Source organism: Pseudomonas sp. BIGb0558 (assembly GCF_024807515.1).
Taxonomy (GTDB): Bacteria; Pseudomonadota; Gammaproteobacteria; order Pseudomonadales; family Pseudomonadaceae; genus Aquipseudomonas; species Aquipseudomonas yamanorum_A.
Genome location: NZ_JANUEW010000002.1, coordinates 142,955 through 164,769, shown reverse-complemented (window position 1 = coordinate 164,769; position 21,815 = coordinate 142,955). Strand labels below are relative to the sequence as shown.

Here is a 21,815-nt window from a genome sequence, read left to right as displayed (position 1 = left end):
AAGTTGGGCGCTAAAGGAGGGCGATTGTAGCGCAAGCATCAGGCGCTGCGGTTGGTAAAGCTGTGCAGGGCTTTTTCGATGCATTGGGCGGTTTTGCCGAAAGCCTGCACGGTGGTTTCCGAGAGCGGCCCGCCGCCCTGGTCGGCCACCATCAGCATCACCACCCGGCCGTTGCAACTCAGGGAGCGCAGCAGCAGGTGCTCGCCCTTGAACAGGCGGCGCAGTTCCGGCGGCAGCAATGCCGAGAACTGGGCGTGGTTGTCGGGGTTGAGGCGCACCTGGGCGGACTTGGCCAGCAGGCGTTGCAGCAGGGTGCTTTGCGCCACGTCGAGGCTCATGTGGTCGGCGTCCTTCGGCAGGCCGTCGACTTGATGCACCCGCAGGGTGCTCAGGGTTTTGTCTGCCATCAGCAGCATCACCCGCTGCATGCCACAGGCCACCAGGGCTTCCTTGGCGCAGGTGGTCAGGTGCATGGCGTTGGCAAAGCGGTTTGGCTCTACGAGCAATTCGGTACAGCGCTTGCGCCAGATCGCCAAGGCTTCGGCAGTGGGCGGCGGTGCCGGCAGCAAGCCGTGGTGAACGCGTTGTACGTCCCATGGCCAGATCAACGACAGCGCCGGATGCCAGAGATCGCGCATCAGGGTCGTGCGGGCACTGATCGCCGCGTGTTGGTGAGACTGTTGTTGCACCTCGGCCAACGGTTGTTGCAGGTAAAGCGCAGTCAGGTATTGCCAGCGCTGGGTGTGTGGGCAGGTCCACGATTCCTGCGCCGCCAGCGCCAGCCCATTGGCGAGCAACACGGTATTGGCCGGCTGGTTCAGCCAGCGGCGCAGGTTGGGGTCGGCATCCAGCAACTGCTGTTGGCGCAAGGGCTCGTCTTCACGGGCAATGTGCAGCGCCTTGACCAGCAGGCGTTGCTCCGTGAGCAGCAACGTATAACCCTGGGACACCCAGATCGGCAGGCGCCAAGCCTCGGTCAATCCCAGGCACAGGTCCAGCAGGCGCACGCCGAACACTTCCTGCTCGACGGTGCGTGCCGATTCGCCTTTGTGGATCACCCGCAGTTCCCACTCTTCCAGCAGCTTGGGATAGGCAATCGCCATCGGCCACAGCGGCGAAAGGAACAGCAGGCTGCCCCAGTGAATGTCTTGCCACAAGCGCGCCAGGCGGCTGGCAAACAGGCCGCTGGCTTGTTGCGAAGCGTGCTGGCTGATCATCTGCAACTGGCGCAGGGCCAAGGGGATTTCACCAAGTGGCACCGAAGGCAGGCGAGCCAGCAGTTCCTCGGTGCGTTTGAGGCCGAGGCGATTGATCGCCACTTCAAGATTTTCCGCCGGCTCTGCGAGGCTGCCGTGGGCCTGGTTGTTGGCCTCGCGCATCACGCTGAGCACCAGCGCCGGACTGTTCTGCATCAGCTCTGCAATATCCCGCAACGAACTGCGGTTGTCGCCGATGGCCTTGCACACGCGGTCGTGGCTGGCCTGCGGAACAGGCAATAGCACGGCGTCCAGGCGCTTTATCCAGGCGGCCAGCGAATTGGGTTTTTGAGTTGGGACTGTCGTTTCGTTTGCCATGATTGGGGCGCGATCATCACTTGCGGTCAACACGCCCGGGACGGGCCGAACTGTTTTTTCGCCTTAACGCGCTATAGTCTGGCGCAGATTTGCCGATAAGTAGAACAAGAGTTTTCAACTCTTGCGAATATGACCCTGAACCCGACGGCGCAAGTACTCATCCCCTATGGCTAAAATTATCGGCATCATCGTCGTCATCGCGAGCGTGCTCGGCGGATACGTCCTTTCCCACGGCAAGATTGCGGCGCTGATCCAGCCCTTCGAAGTGCTGATTATCGGCGGTGCGGCGTTCGGCGCATTCCTGCAAGCCAACCCTGGCTACATGACCATGCACGTGATCAAGAAGTCGCTGGGCATGTTCAGCTCGCGCTTCTCCCACACCTTCTACCTGGAAGTGTTGGGGCTGATCTACGAGATCCTCAACAAGAGCCGCCGTGAAGGCATGATGGCCATCGAAGGCGACATTGAAGACGCCGCGGCGAGCCCGATTTTCGCCAAGTACCCGGCGGTACTCAAAGACGAGCGCATGACCGCCTACATCTGCGATTACCTGCGCATCATGTCGTCCGGCAACATGGCGCCCCATGAGCTGGAAGGCTTGTTCGACATGGAGCTGTTCAGCCTCAAGGAAGAGCTGGAGCACCCGTCCCACGCCGTGACCGGCATCGCCGACGGCATGCCCGGCTTTGGTATTGTTGCCGCGGTTCTCGGGATCGTGGTGACCATGGCCTCACTCGGTGAAGGCGACCAGAAGGCCATCGGCATGCACGTAGGTGCGGCACTGGTGGGTACTTTCTTCGGTATTCTCGCGGCCTATGGTTTCTTCGGCCCGCTGGCCACTTCCCTGGCCCACGATGCCAAGGAAGAAGTGAATTTGTACGAAGCGATCAAGGCCTGCCTGGTAGCGTCGGCTTCCGGCATGCCGCCATCGCTGGCAGTGGAGTTCGGGCGCAAGGTTCTGTATCCGAAGCACCGTCCAAGCTTCGCTGAGCTGGAACAAGCGGTTCGCGGTCGCTAAGCCATGGAAAACAACCAGCCGATCATCATCAAGCGCGTCAAGCGCTTCGCTGCGGGACACCATGGCGGCGCCTGGAAAATCGCCTTCGCCGACTTTGCGACGGCGATGATGGCGTTCTTCCTGGTGCTGTGGCTGATGTCCACCGCCACGCCGGAACAGAAGATCGCCATTGCCGGTTACTTCAAGGACCCCATCGGTTTCTCCGAGAGCGGTACGCCTTTTGTGATCGACCTCGGTGGCTCGCCGCAACTGGCGCCCGAGCGCACCATCAACCCGGAAATCAAGACCGATTCGCCCCAGGAAAAAATTCCGATCGAGCGCGATACCGTCGAGGCCATGGCTGACCAGGTCGAGCAGGAACGCCTGGAGCTGTTACTGCAAGAGCTGCAAACCAAGGTTGAGGAAAACCCGCAACTGCTGAAATTCAAGGATCAGATTTCCTTCGAGATTACCCCGGACGGCTTGCGCATCCAGATCACCGACGCTGCCAACCGGCCGATGTTCGACTCTGGCAGTGCGCGGTTGAAGCCGTACTTTGAAGACATCCTGCTGGCCATGGCCGACACCATCAAGGCGGTGCCGAACAAGATCAGCATCAGCGGCCACACCGACGCCAAACCGTATGCGGGCCAGGGCGACTTCGGCAACTGGGAACTCTCGGCCAACCGCGCCAATGCCGCGCGTCGCGCACTGGTCGCCGGCAGCTATCCGGACCCGCAAGTGGCGCGGGTGGTGGGGTTTGCTTCCTCGCAGCTGTTTGATCCCAAGGATCCGTTCAACCCGATCAACCGGCGCATCGATATCGTCGTGCTGACCAAAAAGGCCCAGCGTGCGATTGAAGGTGACCAACCGGCGACGCCGCCGGCACCGACCCAGGGTGAAGGGGCGCCCGGCGAAGTGCCGGTGGACCCGAACGCACTGCCACCGGGGCAGGAGCCGTTGCCGGCTCATGAGCTACGGCAGAAGCTGAACCTGTTTGATGATGGCGGGGTGAAGGATCCGACTCAGCCAGCCACTGGCTCGTAAGCCGGATACAAAAAGGCCGCGATGATCGCGGCCTTTTTGTATCTGCCCCATCCTGTAGGAGCGAGCTTGCTCGCGAAGGACGTTAACGATGGCGCGTGCCATCTGAATGTACGCGGCGTCCTCAAGCTTTTCGCGAGCAAGTTCGCTCCTACACGTTAATAGCTGGTCTCGGGCAAGCTGGCGATGATCGAGCGATAGCTGTTCATCCGCTGCTGCTGCACGCGGCCGTCTTCCAGGGCCTTGAGCAGGGCGCAACCCGGCTCGCGGTCGTGTTTGCAATCGCGGAAGCGGCAGGTGCCGATCAAGTCGTTGAACTCGATGAAGCCCGCTTCAACGTCGGCACGGCTGACGTGGCCCAGGCCGAATTCACGAATCCCCGGGGAGTCGATCAGTTCACCGCCGCCCGGGAAGTGGAACAACCGCGCGGTGGTGGTGGTGTGGGTGCCCTGGCCGGACAGCTCCGACAATGGACCCACGCGGGTTTCAACTTCCGGCAACAGGCTGTTGACCAGGGACGACTTGCCCACGCCCGACTGGCCGACGAACACGCTGATGCGCCCGTCCAGTTCGGTCTGCAACTGTTCCATGCCATTGCCGTGATGCGCCGAGACTTCCAGCACCGGGTAGCCGAGGGTGCGGTACACCGCCAGCAGCGCATTGAGCGCAGGGGCGTTCTGCTCGTCGATCAGGTCGAACTTGTTCAGCAGCAACAGCGGGCGAATGCCGGCGTGCTCGGCCGCTACCAAGTAGCGGTCGATCAGGTTGGCGTGGGGCTCGGGCAGTGGCGCGAAGACGATGACGATCATGTCGACGTTGGCCGCCACTGGCTTGAGCTGGCCACGGCTGTCGGGGCGGCGCAGTTCGGTGGTGCGCGGCAACTGGGCGACGATCACGCCGATGCCCTGGTTGCCGGCACGCCACACTACCTGGTCGCCGGTCACCAGCGCAGGCAGGTTGGCGCGCAAGTGGCAACGGAACACCTGGCCTGCGATATCGCCTTCGGTGGCCTCGACTTCGACCTGCACACCAAAGTGCGCGATCACCAGGCCGGTTTGCTCGGGGCCAAGGTCGCCGCCCTCAAGCGCTTCCACGGCGGAGGATTCACGTTTGGCGGCGCGGGCAGCGCGTTCACCCTGAATCTTTTCGATGCGCCAGTTTTGGCGACGGTTGAGCTGGCGTTTGGCCATTGGTGTTCCGTGTCGATAATGCAAAGGTTAGGTAAAACGGTCGCGAGTCTAGCACGCCCTGCCTGCTAAACTGCGCAGCTACGCCAAGGTGCCAAGGAACCACGACATGCAAAACCCACAGAATCTGATTTGGATCGATCTGGAAATGACCGGTCTGAACCCTGACACCGACGTCATCATCGAGATGGCCACCATTGTCACCGACAGCAATCTCAACACCTTGGCCGAAGGTCCGGTGATCGCCATCCACCACAGCGACGCGGTGCTGGCCACCATGGACGAGTGGAACACCCGCACCCACGGCAACTCGGGCCTGACCCAGCGTGTGCGTGACAGCCGCGTGAGCATGGCCGAGGCGGAAGCTGAGACCATCGCCTTCCTGGAAAAGTGGGTGCCCAAGGGCAAGTCGCCGATCTGCGGCAACAGCATCTGCCAGGACCGCCGCTTTCTTTATACCCACATGAAGGCGCTCGAAAGCTACTTCCACTACCGCAACCTGGACGTGTCGACCCTGAAGGAACTGGCCGCTCGCTGGGCGCCGGAAGTCAAAGACAGCTTCCACAAGGGCAGCACTCACCTGGCGCTGGATGATATTCGCGAGTCGATTGCCGAGCTGCAGCATTACCGCAAGCATTTCATCAAGTTCTGACTCGCGGCGTAGTGAGGAGCTGTTGTGGCGAGGGAGCTTGCTCCCGCTGGGCTGCGAAGCGGCCCTGAAAAATGGGCCTGCTGCGCCGTCCAACGGGAGCAAGCTCCCTCGCCACATCAGCAAGAGCTTTAAGCTCTCAAGCGCTCGCCCCCTTTTGGTGCCATCACCAAATGATTAGACTGCGCGCCTCTTTGCAAGGATCGCCATCATGCTGCTGATGCTCTACCTCATCGCCATTACCGCCGAAGCCATGACCGGCGCCTTGTCCGCCGGGCGGCGCGGCATGGACTGGTTCGGTGTGGTGTTGATCGCCTGTGTGACGGCGCTGGGCGGTGGTTCGGTGCGTGACGTGTTGCTCGGCCACTACCCGCTGACCTGGGTCAAACACCCGGAATACCTGGTGCTGACCTCCATCGCGGCCTTGGTGACGATCTTTATCGCGCCGCTGATGCGCCATCTGCGCTCGCTGTTCCTGGCGCTGGACGCCGTGGGCCTGGTGGCCTTCACCCTGATCGGCTGCATGACAGCCCTGGAAATGGGCCATGGCATGCTGGTGGCATCGGTCAGCGGTGTGATCACCGGAGTCTTCGGCGGCATCCTGCGGGACATCTTCTGCAACGACATTCCGCTGATCTTCCGCCGCGAGCTGTACGCCAGCGTGTCGTTCCTCGCCGCCTGGTTCTACATGCTGTGCCTCTACCTTGAGCTGCCCAGCGAGCAATCCATCCTGTTGACGTTGTTCAGCGGCTTTCTATTGCGCCTGTTGGCGATCCGCTTTCACTGGGAAATGCCCAAGTTCGTCTACAACGACGACGTGCACTGACGCTCGGCGTGCTGGTTCAGCGCCCACTCCACATGCTCGCGCACCAGTTCCGACGGGTATTCCCGTCGCGCCTTCAATGCTTCCAGCACCGGAATGCTTGACGGCGCGTTGCCCAGGCCCACCGCCAGGTTGCGCAGCCAGCGCTCATAGCCGGCGCGGCGCAGGGGCGAACCTTCGGTGTTGCTGAGGAATTTGTCCTCGTCCCACATGAACAGCTCGGCCAGTTCTGCGTTATCCAGGTTGTGCCGTGGCTTGAAATCGCCTTCGCCGGTAGGCCGTGCGAAACGATTCCACGGGCAAACGATCTGACAGTCATCGCAGCCGAATACCCGATTGCCGATCAGGGGGCGCAGCTCCTCCGGGATCGCGCTTTTCAGCTCGATGGTCAGGTAGGAAATGCAGCGTCGGGCGTCCAGTACGTAAGGCCCGACGAAGGCGTTGGTAGGGCAGATGTCCAGGCAGGCGGTGCAACGGCCACAGTGTTCGGTGGTGTGAGGTGGATCGACCGGCAACGGCAGGTCGACAAACAGCTCGCTCAGGAAGAAGTAGCTGCCTGCCTTGCGATTGAGCACCAGGGTGTTCTTGCCGATCCAGCCGAGCCCGGCCTGTTCGGCGATGGCTTTTTCCAGCACCGGGGCGCTGTCGACAAAGGCGCGAAAGCCGAACGGGCCGATCTGTGCCTGGATGCGGTCGGCCAGTTGCTGCACGCGCTTGCGGATCAGCTTGTGGTAGTCGCGGCCCAGGGCGTAGCGGGAGATGTAGGCTTTTTCGGGCTTGGCCAGCAGTTGGGCCATTTGGGTGTCGCCGGGCAGGTAGTCCATGCGCAGGGACACCACGCGCAAGGTGCCCGGCACCAGTTCTTCAGGGTGTGAGCGCTTGCTGCCGTGGGCGCCCATGTAGTCCATTTCGCCGTGGTAGCCGGCCTCGAGCCAGCGTTGCAGGTGCTGCTCATGCTCGGCGAGGTCCAGGCCGCTGATGCCCACTTGTTGAAAACCCAGCTCACGGCCCCAGTCTTTGATCGATTGGGCGAGGGCGGGCAGGTCGTAGGTAATAGCAGGCATGAACAAGAGAAACCGCAGGTTAGATGCGTATAATTCTGCCAGACATCGGAGCTTGAAGACGCATGCCGCAGACAAAACACGAAATACCCGACGTTCAGCACCTGTTGCCCGGCCAATTGCCGCAACTCGCTGCGCGTTCCCCGGACGCCCATAAAGGCCAGTTCGGCCATGTATTGCTGATCGGCGGCGACCGGGGTTTCGGCGGCGCCGCCCTGCTCAGCACCGAAAGCGCCTTGCGCAGCGGTGCCGGGCTGGTTTCCCTCGCGACCCGCAGCGAGCACGTTGGCGCGGCGCTGGCGCGGTTGCCGGAAGTGATGACGGTGGGCGTGCACTCGGCCAATCAGTTGATGGGCCTGTTGGAAAAGATTTCCGTGATCGTCATTGGTCCGGGCCTGGGCGAGGCTTCTTGGGGTAAAAGCCTGCTGTCGGTGGCGGCCAACGCCAAACAGCCGCAAGTCTGGGACGCCGATGCCTTGAACTTGCTGTCGACGGGCAGCGTCAGCCTGCCGGCCAATTGCGTGATCACGCCGCATCCCGGCGAAGCGGCCCGTTTGATGGGGATTTCGACAGCCGAGGTTCAGGCCGATCGCCCTAACGTTGCGCGCGCGCTGAGTCAGAAATTCAACGCGGTAACGATCCTGAAGGGCGCGGGCAGTTTGATCGCCAGCCCCGACGGTCGCGTTGCCCGCTGTGATCAGGGCCATCCTGCCATGGCAACCGCCGGCCTGGGCGACGTGTTGGCCGGCCTTGTCGGTGCTTTATTGGCCCAAGGCATGCCGACATTCGACGCCGCCTGCCTGGCCGTCTGGTTGCACGCCATGGCCGGTGATCGCCAAGGCACCTATGGTCGCGGGCTGGCCGCCAGTGACTTGATTCCCGCCATTCGTCAGTTGCTGGAGGAGCAATCGCCGTGTCTGAAGTAATCCTTTTCCTGGCCGATGAAGATGCCATGGTCGCGTTCGGCAGCCGTATTGCCCAAGTCACAAAAGGCTCGGGCCTGGTCTTCCTGGAAGGCGATCTCGGCGCCGGGAAAACCACCTTGTCCCGGGGCATCATTCGCGGGTTGGGCCATACGGGTGCGGTAAAGAGTCCTACGTTTACCCTGGTGGAGCCCTACGAGATTGGCGCAGTGCGCGCCTTCCATTTCGATTTATATCGGCTGGTGGATCCGGAAGAGTTGGAATACATGGGCATCCGCGATTACTTCGATGAAGACGCGTTGTGCCTGATCGAGTGGCCAGATAAAGGCACAGGCTTTTTGCCAAAGCCGGACCTGACCATTACCATTACCCCGCATAAGCATGGACGTCAGCTGAAGTTGTTGTCCCAGAGCGCGCGCGGCGAGTCGTGGTGCGCCGCCTTGGCATTGGAATTCAAATAATTGATGGGGTTAGGTATGCGCTTTCGCGCGTTGGTTACTGTCGTAGGGGTGTTGCTTGCGGCAATGACTTTCAATGCACTGGCGGCCTCACAGGTGAAAAGCGTTCGCCTGTGGCGGGCGCCGGATAACACGCGACTGGTATTCGACCTGTCTGGCCCGGTCCAGCACAGCGTCTTCACCCTCACGGCGCCTGATCGCCTGGTGATTGATATCAACGGTGCAACCCTGGCCGCGCCGTTGAAAGTCGCCATGGCCAATACCCCGATTACCGCGATGCGCTCGGCCCAGCGTACGCCGACCGATCTGCGGGTGGTCATCGACCTGAAAAAGGCCGTGACCCCGAAAAGCTTCGTCCTGGCCCCCAACGCACAATATGGCAACCGGCTGGTGGTCGACCTGTTCGACAACGCCGCCGATGCTGCGCCGCCGCCTGCGCCAACCCCAAGCGTCGCGACGGTGCCTGCGGTGCCGGTCTCCCAATCGCAACCCCAGGTCAAGTTGCCGCCACCGCCGCCTGCTCCGGCGGGCAAGCGCGACATCATCGTGGTGATCGATGCCGGCCACGGCGGCGAAGACCCAGGCGCCTCCGGTTCTCGCGGCCAGCACGAAAAAGACGTGGTACTGGCCATCGCCCGCGAGCTGCAACGCCAGATCAATGGCATGAAGGGTTATCGCGCCGAGCTGACCCGTACCGGCGACTACTTCATCCCGCTGCGTGGCCGTACCGAAATCGCCCGCAAGAAGGGCGCCGACCTGTTCGTCTCGATCCACGCCGACGCTGCGCCTTCGGCTGCTGCGTTTGGTGCCTCGGTGTTTGCCCTGTCGGATCGCGGCGCCACGTCCGAGACGGCCCGTTGGCTGGCGGACAGTGAAAACCGTTCCGACTTGATCGGCGGGGCCGGCAACGTGTCCCTCGATGACAAGGACAAGATGCTCGCCGGTGTATTGCTCGACCTGTCGATGACGGCCTCGCTGACCTCCAGCCTGAACGTCGGGCAGAAAGTCCTGAGCAACATTGGCCGCGTCACCTCGCTGCACAAGCAACGTGTGGAGCAGGCCGGGTTCATGGTGCTCAAGTCGCCGGACATTCCATCGATCCTGGTGGAAACCGGGTTCATCTCCAACTCCAACGAAGCCTCGAAACTGGCCTCGGCCAGCCACCAGCAGGCGCTGGCGCGCTCCATCAGCGCCGGTGTTCGCCAGTTCTTCCAGCAGAACCCGCCGCCAGGCACTTATATCGCCTGGCTGCGTGACTCCGGGAAAATCGCCCAGGGCCCGCGCGACCATCGCGTGCAGCCGGGCGACACCCTGGCGATGCTGGCGGTGCGTTTCCAGGTGTCTGCGGCGACCTTGCGCAGCGCCAACAACCTGAAGACCGATGAACTGAAGGTCGGCCAGGTGTTGACCATCCCGGGCACTGAACTGGCGGCGCAATAATGAGCGAAACAGTCTTGAGCAACACCTCGCGCATTGAACTGCTCAGCCCGCGCCTGGCTAACCAGATCGCGGCGGGTGAGGTCGTCGAGCGGCCGGCTTCGGTGATCAAGGAATTGCTGGAAAACAGCATCGACTCCGGCGCCAAGCGCATTGATGTCGACGTCGAGCAGGGCGGCGTCAAGCTGCTGCGGGTGCGCGACGACGGCAGCGGTATCTCTTCCGACGACCTGCCGCTGGCCCTGGCCCGTCACGCCACCAGCAAGATTCGCGACCTGGAAGACCTTGAGCGGGTGATGAGCCTCGGGTTTCGTGGTGAGGCCCTGGCTTCCATCAGTTCCGTGGCCCGTCTGACCCTGACTTCCCGCACGCGCGACGCCGACCAGGCCTGGCAGGTGGAAACCGAAGGCCGCGATATGGCGCCCCGGGTCCAGCCGGCTGCGCATCCGGTAGGCACCTCGGTGGAAGTGCGCGACCTGTTCTTCAACACTCCGGCCCGGCGTAAATTCCTCAAGGCCGAGAAAACCGAATTCGATCACCTGCAGGAAGTCATCAAGCGCCTGGCGTTGGCGCGGTTCGATGTGGCTTTCCATTTGCGCCACAATGGCAAGACCATCCTCAGCCTGCACGAGGCCCATGATGATGCGGCCCGCGCACGGCGTGTCTCGGCCATCTGCGGCGGAGGGTTCCTGGAGCAGGCGCTGCCGATCGAGATTGAGCGCAATGGCTTGCGCCTGTGGGGCTGGGTGGGATTGCCGACCTTTTCCCGCAGCCAGGCTGACTTGCAGTACTTCTTTGTAAATGGCCGGGCGGTGCGCGACAAACTGGTGGCCCACGCGGTGCGTCAGGCGTATCGCGACGTGCTGTTCAACGGGCGGCATCCGACGTTTGTGCTGTTTTTCGAGGTCGACCCGTCGGTGGTGGACGTTAACGTGCACCCGACCAAGCACGAAGTGCGCTTCCGTGACGGGCGCATGGTTCACGATTTCCTCTACGGCACCTTGCACCGCGCCTTGGGCGATGTGCGCCCGGATGATCAGCTGGGTGCGCCGATTGTCACGGCCATTGTCCGTCCTACGGGGCCGGAAGCCGGTGAATTCGGGCCCCAGGGCGAAATGAGCCTGGCGGCCAACCTGCTGCAATCGCCGCAAGCCCAGCCGAGCTACACCGCGCCCGGCTCGGGGGCTGGCGCCGGTTATCAATACCAGTACACGCCGCGCCCGCAGTCGGCGGTGCCGGTGGCCGAGGCCCAGGCGGCCTACCGCGAGTTTTTCGCGCCGCTGCCGGGTGCCGAATCGGGTGCTGCGGCCTTGCCGGAAGGCCAGGGCGACGTGCCGCCGTTGGGTTACGCATTGGCCCAGCTAAAAGGTATCTACATCCTTGCGGAAAACGCCCATGGCCTGGTGCTGGTGGACATGCACGCCGCTCACGAGCGGATCATGTACGAGCGCCTGAAGATCACCATGGCCAGCGAAGGCCTCAGCGGCCAGCCGCTGCTGGTGCCGGAATCCCTGGCGGTGAGCCAGCGCGAGGCGGATTGTGCCGAAGAGCACGTCAGCGTATTCCAGAAACTCGGCTTTGAACTGCAGCGCCTGGGCCCGGAAACCCTGGCTATCCGGCAGATTCCCGCTTTGCTCAAACAGGCCGAGGCCAACCGGCTGGTGGCCGACGTGCTGGCGGACCTGATGGAATATGGCACCAGCGACCGGATCCAGGCGCACATCAACGAACTGCTCGGCACCATGGCCTGCCATGGCGCTATCCGCGCCAACCGCCGCCTGGCCTTGCCGGAAATGAACGGCCTGCTGCGGGACATGGAAAACACCGAGCGCAGCGGCCAGTGCAACCATGGCCGGCCGACCTGGACCCAAATGGGCCTGGACGACCTGGACAAACTGTTCTTGCGCGGCCGTTGATGAGTGCCTTGCCCCCCGCCATCTTCCTGATGGGCCCCACGGCCGCCGGCAAGACCGACCTGGCTATCGAGCTGACCAAGGTCTTGCCGTGCGAGCTGATCAGTGTCGACTCTGCACTGGTTTACCGGGACATGGACATCGGCACCGCCAAACCTTCAAAAGAGCTGTTGGCCCAGTATCCGCACCGGTTGATCGACATTATCGATCCCAGCGAGAGCTATTCGGCGGCGGATTTTCGCACCGATGCCCTGGCGGTCATGGCCGATATCACTGCGCGGGGCAAGATTCCGCTGCTGGTGGGCGGCACGATGCTCTACTACAAGGCTTTGCAGGAAGGCCTGGCCGACATGCCGCCGGCCGACCCGCAAGTGCGCGCCGAACTTGAAGAAGAGGCTGCACGCCTTGGCTGGCAAGCCTTGCACGACCAATTGGCCGTTGTGGATCCCGTTTCCGCGGCGCGGATTCATCCCAATGACCCCCAGCGCCTGACACGGGCCCTGGAAGTCTGGCGGGTCAGTGGCCAGACCATGACTGAACACAGGCTGAAACAAACTGCGCAAAGTACTGAAGCAGGCGCTTCGGGACAGTCACAATTGCCCTATACTGTGGCGAATCTGGCCATCGCTCCGACGGATCGCCAGGTGCTGCATGAACGAATTGCACAAAGATTCACAATTATGTTGGAACAGGGGTTTGTGGACGAGGTCGTAGCACTGCGTTCAAGAGGTGACCTGCATCCCGGGCTGCCTTCGATACGTGCTGTAGGCTACCGCCAAGTCTGGGATCATCTGGATGGCAAGCTGACGTCAGCCGAAATGCAGGAGCGCGGCATCATTGCCACGCGCCAATTGGCGAAGCGCCAGTTCACATGGCTGCGCAGCTGGACTGATTTGCACTGGCTGGACAGTCTGGATTGCGACAATCTGTCACGCGCCTTGAAATACTTGGGAACGGTCTCCATATTGAGCTGAGTCCTTGCAATTGCCGTCTATCCTTGGGGGTGTGACGGCCATGAGCTATCTATTTTCCGATTTTTTATTATTGATCCTTAAAGGAGTGCGGCACATGTCAAAAGGGCATTCGCTACAAGACCCTTACTTGAATACTTTACGTAAAGAGAAAGTTGGGGTTTCCATCTATCTGGTCAACGGTATCAAGCTGCAAGGTACGATCGAGTCGTTCGACCAGTTCGTGATCCTGCTGAAAAACACCGTAAGCCAAATGGTTTACAAGCACGCTATCTCGACCGTAGTGCCGGTTCGTCCAATTCGTCTGCCTAGCGCAACCGAAGAACAGGGTGACGCCGAGCCTGCACCGGGTAACGCCTGATAGGAGTCTCCTTTGTTCTTTGAGCGCCACGGTGGTGGTGAGCGAGTAATCCTCGTTCACTTGGATGGACAGGACCCTGAGGCGCGCGAAGATCCGCAGGAGTTTCAGGAGTTGGCAAATTCGGCCGGCGCCGAGACCGTCGCGTTTTTTAACGTGCCGCGTCATCGGCCAACCGCCAAATTCCTGATTGGCAGCGGTAAGGTCCAGGAGCTGCACGACCTGGTCCATGCCGAAAAGGCCGATCTGGTGATTTTCAATCACATCCTCACGCCCAGTCAGGAACGTAACCTCGAACGTGTCTTCGAGTGTCGCGTGATCGACCGCACGGGTCTGATTCTCGATATTTTCGCCCAGCGCGCCCGTACCCATGAAGGCAAGCTCCAGGTAGAACTGGCCCAGCTTGACCACATGAGCACCCGGCTGGTTCGTGGCTGGACTCACCTTGAACGTCAGGGTGGCGGTATCGGCATGCGCGGCCCGGGTGAAACCCAGCTGGAAACCGACCGGCGTTTGCTGCGGGTGCGCCTGCGACAGATCAAGGGCCGCCTGGAAAAGGTGCGCAGCCAGCGCGAACAGTCGCGCCGTGGCCGCATGCGGGCGGATATCCCTACCGTTTCCCTGGTGGGCTATACCAACGCCGGCAAATCCACGCTGTTCAATAACGTGACGAAATCGGACGTGTACGCGGCCGACCAACTGTTTGCGACCCTCGACCCGACCTTGCGCCGTCTGGAACTGGACGACCTGGGGCCGATTGTCCTGGCCGATACCGTGGGTTTCATTCGTCACTTGCCCCACAAGCTGGTCGAGGCATTTCGGTCTACGCTCGAAGAGTCGAGCAATTCCGACCTGCTGTTGCACGTGATCGATGCGGCCGAACCGGATCGCATGTTGCAGATTGAGCAGGTGATGGTGGTGCTGGGCGAGATTGGTGCCCAGGACTTGCCGATCCTCGAGGTCTATAACAAACTCGATTTGCTTGAAGGCGTTGAGCCACAAATCCAGCGCGACGAGAACGGCAAGCCCCAGCGGGTCTGGCTGTCGGCGCGTGATGGCAGTGGCCTGGAATTGCTCGAACAAGCCATTGCCGAGTTGTTGGGCAGCGATTTGTTTGTTGGTACCTTGCGCTTGCCTCAGCGTTTTGCTCGACTGCGTGCACAGTTTTTCGAGCTGGGCGCGGTACAGAAAGAAGAACACGACGAAGAAGGCGTCAGCTTGCTGGCCGTTCGATTGCCGCGCTCGGAGCTGAATCGGCTGGTCAGCCGTGAAGGCGTTGTGCCGACGGAGTTCATCGAACAACACACTTTGCAATAAAAGCCTGAGAAAGCGGTTGTGCCGCTGTGACAGGCATTCTGTAGCATTGGTCGGCGCGCCGTGGGTGCGTCTTTGCTTTATCAGATGGAGAGCGCTATGGCTTGGAATGAGCCGGGTGGCAACTCGAATAATCAGGATCCTTGGGGTGGTAAACGCCGCAATAATGGCGACCGCAAGGGGCCACCAGATCTCGACGAGGCCTTCCGAAAGCTGCAGGAAAGCCTGAATGGGTTGTTCGGTGGTGGAAAAAAACGTGGTGGTGGTGACGAAGGCGGTCGTTCGGGCAAGGGCGGTGGTTACGGCCTGCTCGGCATCGGCCTTGTCGTGCTGGCGGCCGTCTGGCTGTACAGCGCCGTCTATGTCGTGGACGAGCAGGAGCAAGCCGTGGTGCTGCGCTTCGGCAAGTACTACGAGACCGTCGGCCCGGGCCTGAACATCTACTTCCCGCCGATCGACAAGAAGTACATGGAGAACGTCACGCGTGAGCGTGCCTACACCAAGCAGGGCCAGATGCTGACCGAAGACGAGAACATCGTCGAAGTGCCGCTGACCGTGCAGTACAAGATCAGCAACCTGCAGGACTTCGTGCTGAACGTCGATCAGCCGGAAATCAGCCTGCAACATGCGACCGAAAGCGCCCTGCGCCACGTGGTGGGTTCCACCGCCATGGACCAGGTGCTGACCGAAGGTCGTGAATTGATGGCCAGTGAAATCAAGGAGCGCCTGCAACGGTTCCTCGACACGTATCGCACCGGTATCACCGTGACCCAGGTCAACGTACAGAGCGCAGCCGCACCGCGTGAAGTACAGGAAGCCTTCGATGACGTGATCCGCGCCCGTGAAGACGAGCAGCGTTCGCGCAACCAGGCTGAAACCTACGCCAACGGCGTCGTGCCGGAAGCTCGTGGTCAGGCCCAGCGCATCCTTGAAGATGCCAACGGTTACCGCGACGAAGTGGTCTCCCGCGCCAAGGGTGAGGCAGACCGCTTCACCAAGCTGGTGGCCGAGTACCGCAAGGCACCGGAAGTCACCCGTGAGCGTCTGTACCTGGACACCATGCAGGAAGTCTTCAGCAACACCAGCAAGGTTCTCGTGACCGGCAGCAAGGGCGGGCAGAACAATCTGCTGTACCTGCCGCTGGACAAGATGATCGAAGGTGGTCGTAGCAGCACCAACGCACCGGCTACCGGTTCCAATGCCGCTGCCAATGAAGCGAGCGCCCGTGCGGCCGCTGACTTGCTGCAACAGCAAACACGTACCAGGGAGAGTCGTTGATGAGCAATAAATCGCTGACCGCCCTGATTGTGGGCGTCGTCGTGGTCATCGCTGCCTGGAACTGCTTCTATATCGTGTCTCAGACCGAGCGCGCGGTGTTGCTGCAATTCGGTCGCGTGGTCCAGGCGGATGTCCAGCCGGGCCTGCATGTGAAAGTCCCCTACGTCAACCAGGTGCGCAAGTTCGACGGCCGCCTGATGACCCTGGATGCACCGACACAACGCTTCCTGACCCTGGAAAAGAAAGCCGTGATGGTTGACGCCTACGCCAAGTGGCGCGTCAAGGACGCCGAGCGCTTCTACACCGCGACCTCCGGCCTCAAGCAGATTGCTGACGAGCGTTTGTCGCGCCGTCTGGAATCGGGCCTGCGTGACCAGTTTGGTAAGCGCACCCTGCACGAGGTGGTATCCGGTGAGCGTGATGCGCTGATGGCTGACATCACGCGTTCGTTGAACGCGATGGCAGAAAAAGAGCTGGGCATCGAAGTGATCGATGTTCGGGTCAAGGCCATCGACCTTCCGAAGGAAGTGAACCGCAGCGTGTTCGAGCGTATGAGCACCGAGCGTGAGCGCGAGGCTCGTGAGCACCGCGCCAAGGGTAACGAACTGGCAGAAGGGATCCGTGCGGATGCCGACCGTCAGCGTCGCGTACTGTTGGCTGAAGCCTATCGCGAGTCTGAAGAGGCCCGTGGTGATGGTGATGCTCAAGCCGCTTCGATCTACGCCAAGGCGTATGGCCAGGACCAGGAGTTCTACGCGTTCTACCGTAGCCTGCGTGCCTACCGTGAAAGCTTTGCGAACAAAACCGACGTCATGGTGCTGGACCCAAGTAGCGATTTCTTCCGCTACCTGGAAAAGTCCAAGTAACCCGCATGTAGTCTGAGAATCACTCCGTCGGGCGGCTAAAATGCCGGGCGGGGTGATCCTTTCAGAAAACGGGTGTATGATGCGGCAGCCGGGAAATTCCCGGCTTTTTTGCGTCTGCATGTTTGATTGTGGTTGTGCGCTGCAGGCGCCACAGGTTTTTCGAGGAAAGTGCCCGACGAGGCCGATTGTTGGTCGTTCGTCACGTCGCTCTTGCGCGTGGTTTATGCAGGGGCCGGGTATTTTCTGCTTCACTCAAGGCTCGCCCGAGGGCTGGCCGCCCGGATCATAGGGGAATGGCGTAATGGCAACGGTAGACCGCTGGCTGCTGCCAGATGGCATCGAAGAAGTACTGCCACCAGAAGCTGCGCGCATTGAAATCGCGCGCCGCCAGGTGTTGGATCTGTTCCAGAGCTGGGGTTACGAGTTTGTCGTGACCCCCCATATCGAGTACCTGGAATCCCTGCTGACCGGCGCGGGCCAGGACCTGGATCTGCGCACTTTCAAGGTCATCGACCCGCAATCGGGCCGGCAAATGGGCTTTCGTGCCGACATCACGCCGCAAGTCGCGCGCATTGATGCGCACACCCTGCGTCGTGAAGGGCCAAGCCGCCTGTGCTACGCCGGCAGCGTGCTGCATGCTCAGCCGCGTGCCTTGTCGTCTTCCCGTAGCCCGATCCAGTTGGGCGCCGAGTTGTACGGCGATGCCAGCCCGAGCAGCGACGTTGAAGTCATCAGCCTGATGCTGGCCATGCTGCAACTGGCCGATGTGCCGGATGTGCACATGGACCTCGGGCATGTTGGCATCTACCGCGGCCTGGCCCGTGCGGCCGGCTTGTCGGGTGAAGTGGAACAACAGTTGTTCGATGCCCTGCAACGCAAGGCCATCGATGAAGTGATCGCCCTGACGGCGGGCGTGCCTGCCGACCTGGCCGGCATGCTGCGTGCGCTGGTAGACCTGTGTGGCGGCCGTGAAGTACTGACCGCTGCCCGTGATCGCCTGGCAAATGCGCCGGCTGACGTATTGGCAGCCCTGGACGACGTGCTGGCGATTGCCGAGCAGTTGTCGGCGCGGTTCCCGCAGTTGCCGTTGTATTTCGATTTGGGTGAGTTGCGCGGCTACCACTACCACACCGGTGTGGTGTTCGCGGTGTTTGTCCCGGGTGTTGGCCAAGCCATCGCCCAGGGCGGTCGTTATGACGACATCGGCGCTGACTTCGGTCGCGCCCGTCCGGCGACCGGTTTTTCTACCGATTTGAAAACCCTGGTGACCCTGGGGCGTGCTGAGGTCGAGCTGCCGTCTGGCGGTATCTGGATGCCCGACAGTACGGACGCAGCACTCTGGCAGCAGGTTTGCCAGTTGCGCAGTGAGGGTCAACGTGTGGTCCAGGCCTTGCCTGGGCAGCCATTGGCCGCCGCCCGTGATGCGGACTGCGACCGGCAATTGATTCAGCAGAACGGGCTTTGGCAAGTTTCGCCACTGGCTTCTTGAGTTTTCCTGCCGGCCGCTGCCGGCACCAAGTTTGCGCGAATGAGGACAAGTGTTATGGGTAAGAATGTCGTAGTCCTGGGCACCCAATGGGGTGATGAGGGCAAAGGCAAGATCGTTGATCTGCTGACCGAACATGCTGCCGCCGTAGTGCGCTACCAAGGTGGCCACAACGCTGGCCACACCCTGGTCATCGATGGCGAAAAAACCGTCTTGCACCTGATCCCGTCGGGTGTACTGCGCGAAGGCGTGCAGTGCCTGATCGGCAACGGCGTGGTGGTTGCACCTGACGCCCTGCTGCGCGAGATCACCAAGCTGGAAGAGAAAGGCGTGCCAGTGCGTGAGCGCCTGCGTATCAGCCCGTCCTGCCCGCTGATCCTGTCCTTCCACGTTGCGCTGGACCAGGCCCGTGAAAAGGCCCGTGGCGAGCTGAAGATCGGTACTACCGGTCGCGGCATCGGCCCGGCTTATGAAGACAAGGTTGCACGTCGTGGCCTGCGTGTGGGCGACCTGCTCAACATGCCGCGCTTTGAAGACAAGCTGCGTGAACTGGTGGATTACCACAACTTCATGCTGGTGGGTTACTACAAAGAGCCTGCCATCGAGTTTGAAAAGACCTTGGCCGAGTGCAAGGAATACGCTGAGCTGCTCAAGCCGCTGATGCTCGACGTCACGGCCGAGCTGCACGACCTGCGTCGCGCTGGCAAAGACATCATGTTCGAAGGCGCCCAGGGTTCGTTGCTGGACATCGACCACGGTACCTACCCGTACGTGACCAGCTCTAACACCACCGCTGGCGGCGTTGCCACCGGTTCGGGTGTTGGCCCGATGTTCCTGGACTACATCCTGGGCATCACCAAGGCGTACACCACGCGTGTAGGTTCGGGCCCGTTCCCGACTGAGCTGTTCGACGATGTCGGTGCCCACCTGGCCAAGCAAGGCCACGAGTTCGGCGCCACTACCGGCCGTGCCCGTCGATGCGGCTGGTTTGACGCCGTTATCCTGCGTCGCGCTATCGATGTGAACAGCATCTCGGGCATCTGCCTGACCAAGCTGGACGTACTCGACGGCCTGGAAACCATCAACATCTGCGTCGGCTACAAAGATGCGCAAGGCAAGGATGTTGCTCCGACTGACGCTGACAGCTACGTAGGCCTGCAGCCTGTGTACGAAGAAGTGCCGGGCTGGACCGAGTCGACCGTGGGTGCCAAGACCCTGGAAGAACTGCCGGCCAACGCTCGTGCTTACATCAAGCGCGTTGAAGAGCTGATCGGCGCACCGATCGACATTATTTCGACGGGCCCGGACCGCAACGAGACCATCGTTCTGCGTCACCCGTTCGCTTAATAAGCTGTTGATGTAAAAAGCAAAGGGCTCCTTCGGGAGCCCTTTGTCGTTTCCGCCTGCTAAGCGGCACGACCCTTGCTATGGTTCTTTCTTTCGCGGTGCTATCAAATTAATGGCACCCGTGGTGGAGGGATTCCCAGTGTCTGCCGTTCTCTCATTGTTACAAAGCCGGCTGTTGCGGCCGGTGTTCGTTACCCTAGGTATCGCTCTTTTGGTGCAAGTACTGGTGGCCGTCGCCCTGACGCGAAGCACCGTCACTGCATTGGAAGCGGATTTGGGCAATCGCCTGGGCGTCGACAGCCAGAAACTGTCCGGCGAGCTGGCCCAGGCCGGCAAGGAGGTGACATCCAGCCTGGACAGTTTGTCGTCCAGCACGCGCCAGCGGCTCACCAGTGGTTTGTCTTCACGTTTGCAGGAAGAGCAAAAGCAACTGCGTGCGACCCTGGAAAAAGACCTGCAGGACTCTGCCAGTGACATGGCGCAACTGCTCGCCTCGGTGGCGCCACGCGCCATGTGGGACAGTGACGTACCGACGCTGTCGGAGTTTGCCCGCAGAGCCCAGCGTAATCCCAACGTGTTGTTCGTGGTGTATGACGACGCGGCTGGCGAGCATCTGACCCGTTACCTCAACCGTGAAAACCCGATCAACCAGGCGCTGCTGGAGAAGGGCAAGGGTGATCGCGCCCTGGATAAAGTGTTGGACGCGGCGAAAAATGATCCCTCGGTGTTCTACGTCGAAGCGTCCATCAGCCCCAACGGCGTAGAGATCGGCAAGGTCCGCATGGGGGTTTCGACCGCCGCAGTAGAAGCTGACCTGGCTGCGCTGGATAAGCGGTTTGCTGCACTGATCGCCAGCGGTGACCAGTTGGTGGGCGACAGTCTTAAAGGTGCTGCTGCTGACAGCGCTGCGGCCATGGGCGCGCGTTTGCAGTCGGCGCAAGCCACCGCGACCCAAATGACCGCCAATACCACCAGCGCCGTGCAAGAGGCCGCAGGCACGCTGCGCTGGCGCATCGGCATGGGCCTGGCGGTTGTCGGCTTTGGCGTGCTGTTGCTGATTGCTGTGGTGCTCGGGCGTCGGGTGGTCAATCGCCTGAAGCTGCTGATTGCCGCGATGGACGATCTGGCGGCGGGCGAGGGCGACCTGACCAAGCGCGTGCAGATCAACAGCCAGGATGAAATCGGTGACATGGCCTCGGCGGTCAATCGCTTTGTGGATAAGTTGCAACCGATCGTGCGTGAGGCGGGGGATGTGGCCCAGCGTACCGGCGTGGAAATCGGCGCGATGACCCTGCGCAACGCCGGTGCCGATGCGGCTGCCGGTTTGCAGCGTGATGAGGTTGCCGAAAGCCTGCGGGCGCTGTCGCAAATGGCGGATGAGGCCCAGGCGGAAAGCCATGCGATGCAGGCGGCCTTGCAGCAGGTGGTGGATATCCGCCAGGCGACCGACGAAAACTCGCGTACTTCTGCCGAAGTGGGCAGCCTGATCGAGGCGTTGGCCGGGCAGGTGCAGGCCGGGTCCAAGGTGATCGAGCGGCTGGCTCAGCAGAGCGAGCAGATTGAGGTGGTATTGACAGTGATCCATGGGATAGCCGAGCAAACCAATCTATTGGCGCTCAACGCGGCGATCGAGGCGGCGCGAGCCGGTGAGACCGGTCGCGGATTTGCCGTGGTGGCGGATGAGGTGCGTGCCCTGGCCAGTAAAACCCAGAGTTCTACCGGCGACATCCAGGCCCATATCGTGGCGTTGCAGCAAGGTGCCCGAGAGGCGGTGGAGACCATCGGCAAGGCCGGGCGCCAAGCCAGTGAAGGTTTGCTGGTGTTGCGCGACAGCGTGCGCCTGCAACAGTCGGTACAGGCTTCGGTGGAGCAGGTGCATGCCGCGATTGGCCTGGCGACGCGTGCGGCTGAGCATCAGGCCCAAGGTGCGCATGCGGTGCGTGGACGGGTGGAAATCATCCATGCCCAGGCTGAGCGGGCCGCTCAGGCGGTGGTGGAGACTACCGCCAGTGGCAAGGTGCTGGATGGGCTGGCGGCGCAGTTGAAGGCGAGCCTGGGGCAATTTCGGGCTTGATGTTGTCTGGTTGGGCCTCATCGCAGGCAAGCCAGCTCCCACATTTGACCGCATT

General features: G+C 61.6%; 19 protein-coding genes. 16 read left to right on the top strand and 3 right to left on the bottom strand.

What is annotated here, in order from left to right; genetic code table 11:
• Positions 1-38: 38 nt before the first annotated feature.
• A complete protein-coding gene (locus M2400_RS04095) occupies positions 39-1,574 on the bottom strand; it encodes an HDOD domain-containing protein (protein ID WP_177041271.1) in 1,536 nt (511 codons plus the stop codon).
• 166 nt (positions 1,575-1,740) lie between these two features.
• On the opposite strand from M2400_RS04095, the gene motA reads away from it, so the two are divergent.
• The gene (gene motA / locus M2400_RS04090) at positions 1,741-2,592 is read left to right on the top strand and encodes a flagellar motor stator protein MotA (protein WP_003217532.1); all 852 of its coding nucleotides are present in this window, start codon (positions 1,741-1,743) and stop codon (positions 2,590-2,592) included.
• A gap of 3 nt (positions 2,593-2,595) precedes the next feature.
• The gene (gene motB / locus M2400_RS04085) at positions 2,596-3,618 is read left to right on the top strand and encodes a flagellar motor protein MotB (protein ID WP_177076148.1); all 1,023 of its coding nucleotides are present in this window, start codon (positions 2,596-2,598) and stop codon (positions 3,616-3,618) included.
• 155 nt (positions 3,619-3,773) lie between these two features.
• Here motB and rsgA read toward each other — a convergent pair whose 3' ends face one another.
• On the bottom strand, positions 3,774-4,805 hold the full coding sequence (gene rsgA / locus M2400_RS04075) for a small ribosomal subunit biogenesis GTPase RsgA (protein ID WP_177041275.1): 1,032 nt from the start codon (positions 4,803-4,805) through the stop codon (positions 3,774-3,776).
• 106 nt (positions 4,806-4,911) lie between these two features.
• Here rsgA and orn point away from each other — a divergent pair, with 106 nt between their 5' ends.
• Positions 4,912-5,454, top strand: coding sequence for an oligoribonuclease (orn, locus tag M2400_RS04070; protein ID WP_003217529.1), 543 nt, complete (start codon positions 4,912-4,914; stop codon positions 5,452-5,454).
• A 205-nt stretch (positions 5,455-5,659) separates the two neighbouring features.
• Positions 5,660-6,277: a trimeric intracellular cation channel family protein gene (locus tag M2400_RS04065; RefSeq protein ID WP_176159752.1), complete on the top strand. Its 618-nt coding sequence runs from the start codon at positions 5,660-5,662 to the stop codon at positions 6,275-6,277.
• Here the strand turns inward: M2400_RS04065 and queG are convergent.
• Positions 6,256-7,338 carry a tRNA epoxyqueuosine(34) reductase QueG gene (queG, locus tag M2400_RS04060; protein WP_177076150.1) on the bottom strand — a complete coding sequence of 361 codons (1,083 nt, stop codon included), beginning with the start codon at positions 7,336-7,338 and terminating at the stop codon, positions 6,256-6,258. The two genes, M2400_RS04065 and queG, sit on opposite strands and share 22 nt — an antisense overlap.
• Positions 7,339-7,400: 62 nt before the next feature.
• Between queG and M2400_RS04055 the strand changes: the two genes are divergently transcribed.
• From M2400_RS04055 to M2400_RS04000, 12 genes are all read left to right on the top strand, one after another.
• Positions 7,401-8,261 (top strand): NAD(P)H-hydrate dehydratase, encoded by an 861-nt coding sequence (locus M2400_RS04055; RefSeq protein WP_259195289.1) that lies wholly within the window; start codon positions 7,401-7,403, stop codon positions 8,259-8,261.
• Positions 8,249-8,719: a tRNA (adenosine(37)-N6)-threonylcarbamoyltransferase complex ATPase subunit type 1 TsaE gene (tsaE, locus tag M2400_RS04050; RefSeq protein WP_177114209.1), complete on the top strand. Its 471-nt coding sequence runs from the start codon at positions 8,249-8,251 to the stop codon at positions 8,717-8,719. Before M2400_RS04055 ends, tsaE begins: the two co-directional genes overlap by 13 nt.
• A 3-nt stretch (positions 8,720-8,722) precedes the next feature.
• A complete protein-coding gene (locus M2400_RS04045; RefSeq protein WP_218170869.1) occupies positions 8,723-10,156 on the top strand; it encodes an N-acetylmuramoyl-L-alanine amidase in 1,434 nt (477 codons plus the stop codon).
• Positions 10,157-10,170: 14 nt separating this feature from the next.
• Entirely contained in the window at positions 10,171-12,069 is a 1,899-nt protein-coding gene (gene mutL, locus M2400_RS04040; protein ID WP_259195371.1) for a DNA mismatch repair endonuclease MutL, read from the top strand.
• Entirely contained in the window at positions 12,069-13,040 is a 972-nt protein-coding gene (gene miaA / locus M2400_RS04035; protein ID WP_259195292.1) for a tRNA (adenosine(37)-N6)-dimethylallyltransferase MiaA, read from the top strand. The genes mutL and miaA overlap by 1 nt, the downstream gene beginning before the upstream one ends.
• 94 nt (positions 13,041-13,134) lie before the next feature.
• Positions 13,135-13,398 carry an RNA chaperone Hfq gene (gene hfq / locus M2400_RS04030; protein ID WP_003217515.1) on the top strand — a complete coding sequence of 88 codons (264 nt, stop codon included), beginning with the start codon at positions 13,135-13,137 and terminating at the stop codon, positions 13,396-13,398.
• A 12-nt stretch (positions 13,399-13,410) separates the two neighbouring features.
• Positions 13,411-14,712 (top strand): ribosome rescue GTPase HflX, encoded by a 1,302-nt coding sequence (gene hflX / locus M2400_RS04025; protein ID WP_177041283.1) that lies wholly within the window; start codon positions 13,411-13,413, stop codon positions 14,710-14,712.
• 96 nt (positions 14,713-14,808) lie between these two features.
• Positions 14,809-15,987, top strand: coding sequence for an FtsH protease activity modulator HflK (hflK, locus tag M2400_RS04020; RefSeq protein ID WP_177041285.1), 1,179 nt, complete (start codon positions 14,809-14,811; stop codon positions 15,985-15,987).
• The gene (gene hflC / locus M2400_RS04015) at positions 15,987-16,853 is read left to right on the top strand and encodes a protease modulator HflC (RefSeq protein WP_003217510.1); all 867 of its coding nucleotides are present in this window, start codon (positions 15,987-15,989) and stop codon (positions 16,851-16,853) included. Before hflK ends, hflC begins: the two co-directional genes overlap by 1 nt.
• A 301-nt stretch (positions 16,854-17,154) precedes the next feature.
• Positions 17,155-18,342, top strand: coding sequence for an ATP phosphoribosyltransferase regulatory subunit (locus M2400_RS04010; RefSeq protein ID WP_093202353.1), 1,188 nt, complete (start codon positions 17,155-17,157; stop codon positions 18,340-18,342).
• 54 nt (positions 18,343-18,396) lie between these two features.
• On the top strand, positions 18,397-19,686 hold the full coding sequence (locus M2400_RS04005) for an adenylosuccinate synthase (protein WP_177041289.1): 1,290 nt from the start codon (positions 18,397-18,399) through the stop codon (positions 19,684-19,686).
• 139 nt (positions 19,687-19,825) lie between these two features.
• Positions 19,826-21,760 (top strand): methyl-accepting chemotaxis protein, encoded by a 1,935-nt coding sequence (locus M2400_RS04000; RefSeq protein WP_177041291.1) that lies wholly within the window; start codon positions 19,826-19,828, stop codon positions 21,758-21,760.
• Positions 21,761-21,815: the final 55 nt, after the last annotated feature.

Bases quoted from the DNA above. Each gene is read 5' to 3' on its own strand.
- M2400_RS04095 (WP_177041271.1), bottom strand. From the start codon at position 1,574: ATGGCAAACGAAACGACAGTCCCAACTCAAAAACCCAATTCGCTGGCC.
- motA (WP_003217532.1), top strand. From the start codon at position 1,741: ATGGCTAAAATTATCGGCATCATCGTCGTCATCGCGAGCGTGCTCGGC.
- motB (WP_177076148.1), top strand. From the start codon at position 2,596: ATGGAAAACAACCAGCCGATCATCATCAAGCGCGTCAAGCGCTTCGCT.
- rsgA (WP_177041275.1), bottom strand. From the start codon at position 4,805: ATGGCCAAACGCCAGCTCAACCGTCGCCAAAACTGGCGCATCGAAAAG.
- orn (WP_003217529.1), top strand. From the start codon at position 4,912: ATGCAAAACCCACAGAATCTGATTTGGATCGATCTGGAAATGACCGGT.
- queG (WP_177076150.1), bottom strand. From the start codon at position 7,338: ATGCCTGCTATTACCTACGACCTGCCCGCCCTCGCCCAATCGATCAAA.
- M2400_RS04055 (WP_259195289.1), top strand. From the start codon at position 7,401: ATGCCGCAGACAAAACACGAAATACCCGACGTTCAGCACCTGTTGCCC.
- M2400_RS04045 (WP_218170869.1), top strand. From the start codon at position 8,723: ATGGGGTTAGGTATGCGCTTTCGCGCGTTGGTTACTGTCGTAGGGGTG.
- miaA (WP_259195292.1), top strand. From the start codon at position 12,069: ATGAGTGCCTTGCCCCCCGCCATCTTCCTGATGGGCCCCACGGCCGCC.
- hfq (WP_003217515.1), top strand. From the start codon at position 13,135: ATGTCAAAAGGGCATTCGCTACAAGACCCTTACTTGAATACTTTACGT.
- hflK (WP_177041285.1), top strand. From the start codon at position 14,809: ATGGCTTGGAATGAGCCGGGTGGCAACTCGAATAATCAGGATCCTTGG.
- hflC (WP_003217510.1), top strand. From the start codon at position 15,987: ATGAGCAATAAATCGCTGACCGCCCTGATTGTGGGCGTCGTCGTGGTC.
- M2400_RS04010 (WP_093202353.1), top strand. From the start codon at position 17,155: ATGGCAACGGTAGACCGCTGGCTGCTGCCAGATGGCATCGAAGAAGTA.
- M2400_RS04005 (WP_177041289.1), top strand. From the start codon at position 18,397: ATGGGTAAGAATGTCGTAGTCCTGGGCACCCAATGGGGTGATGAGGGC.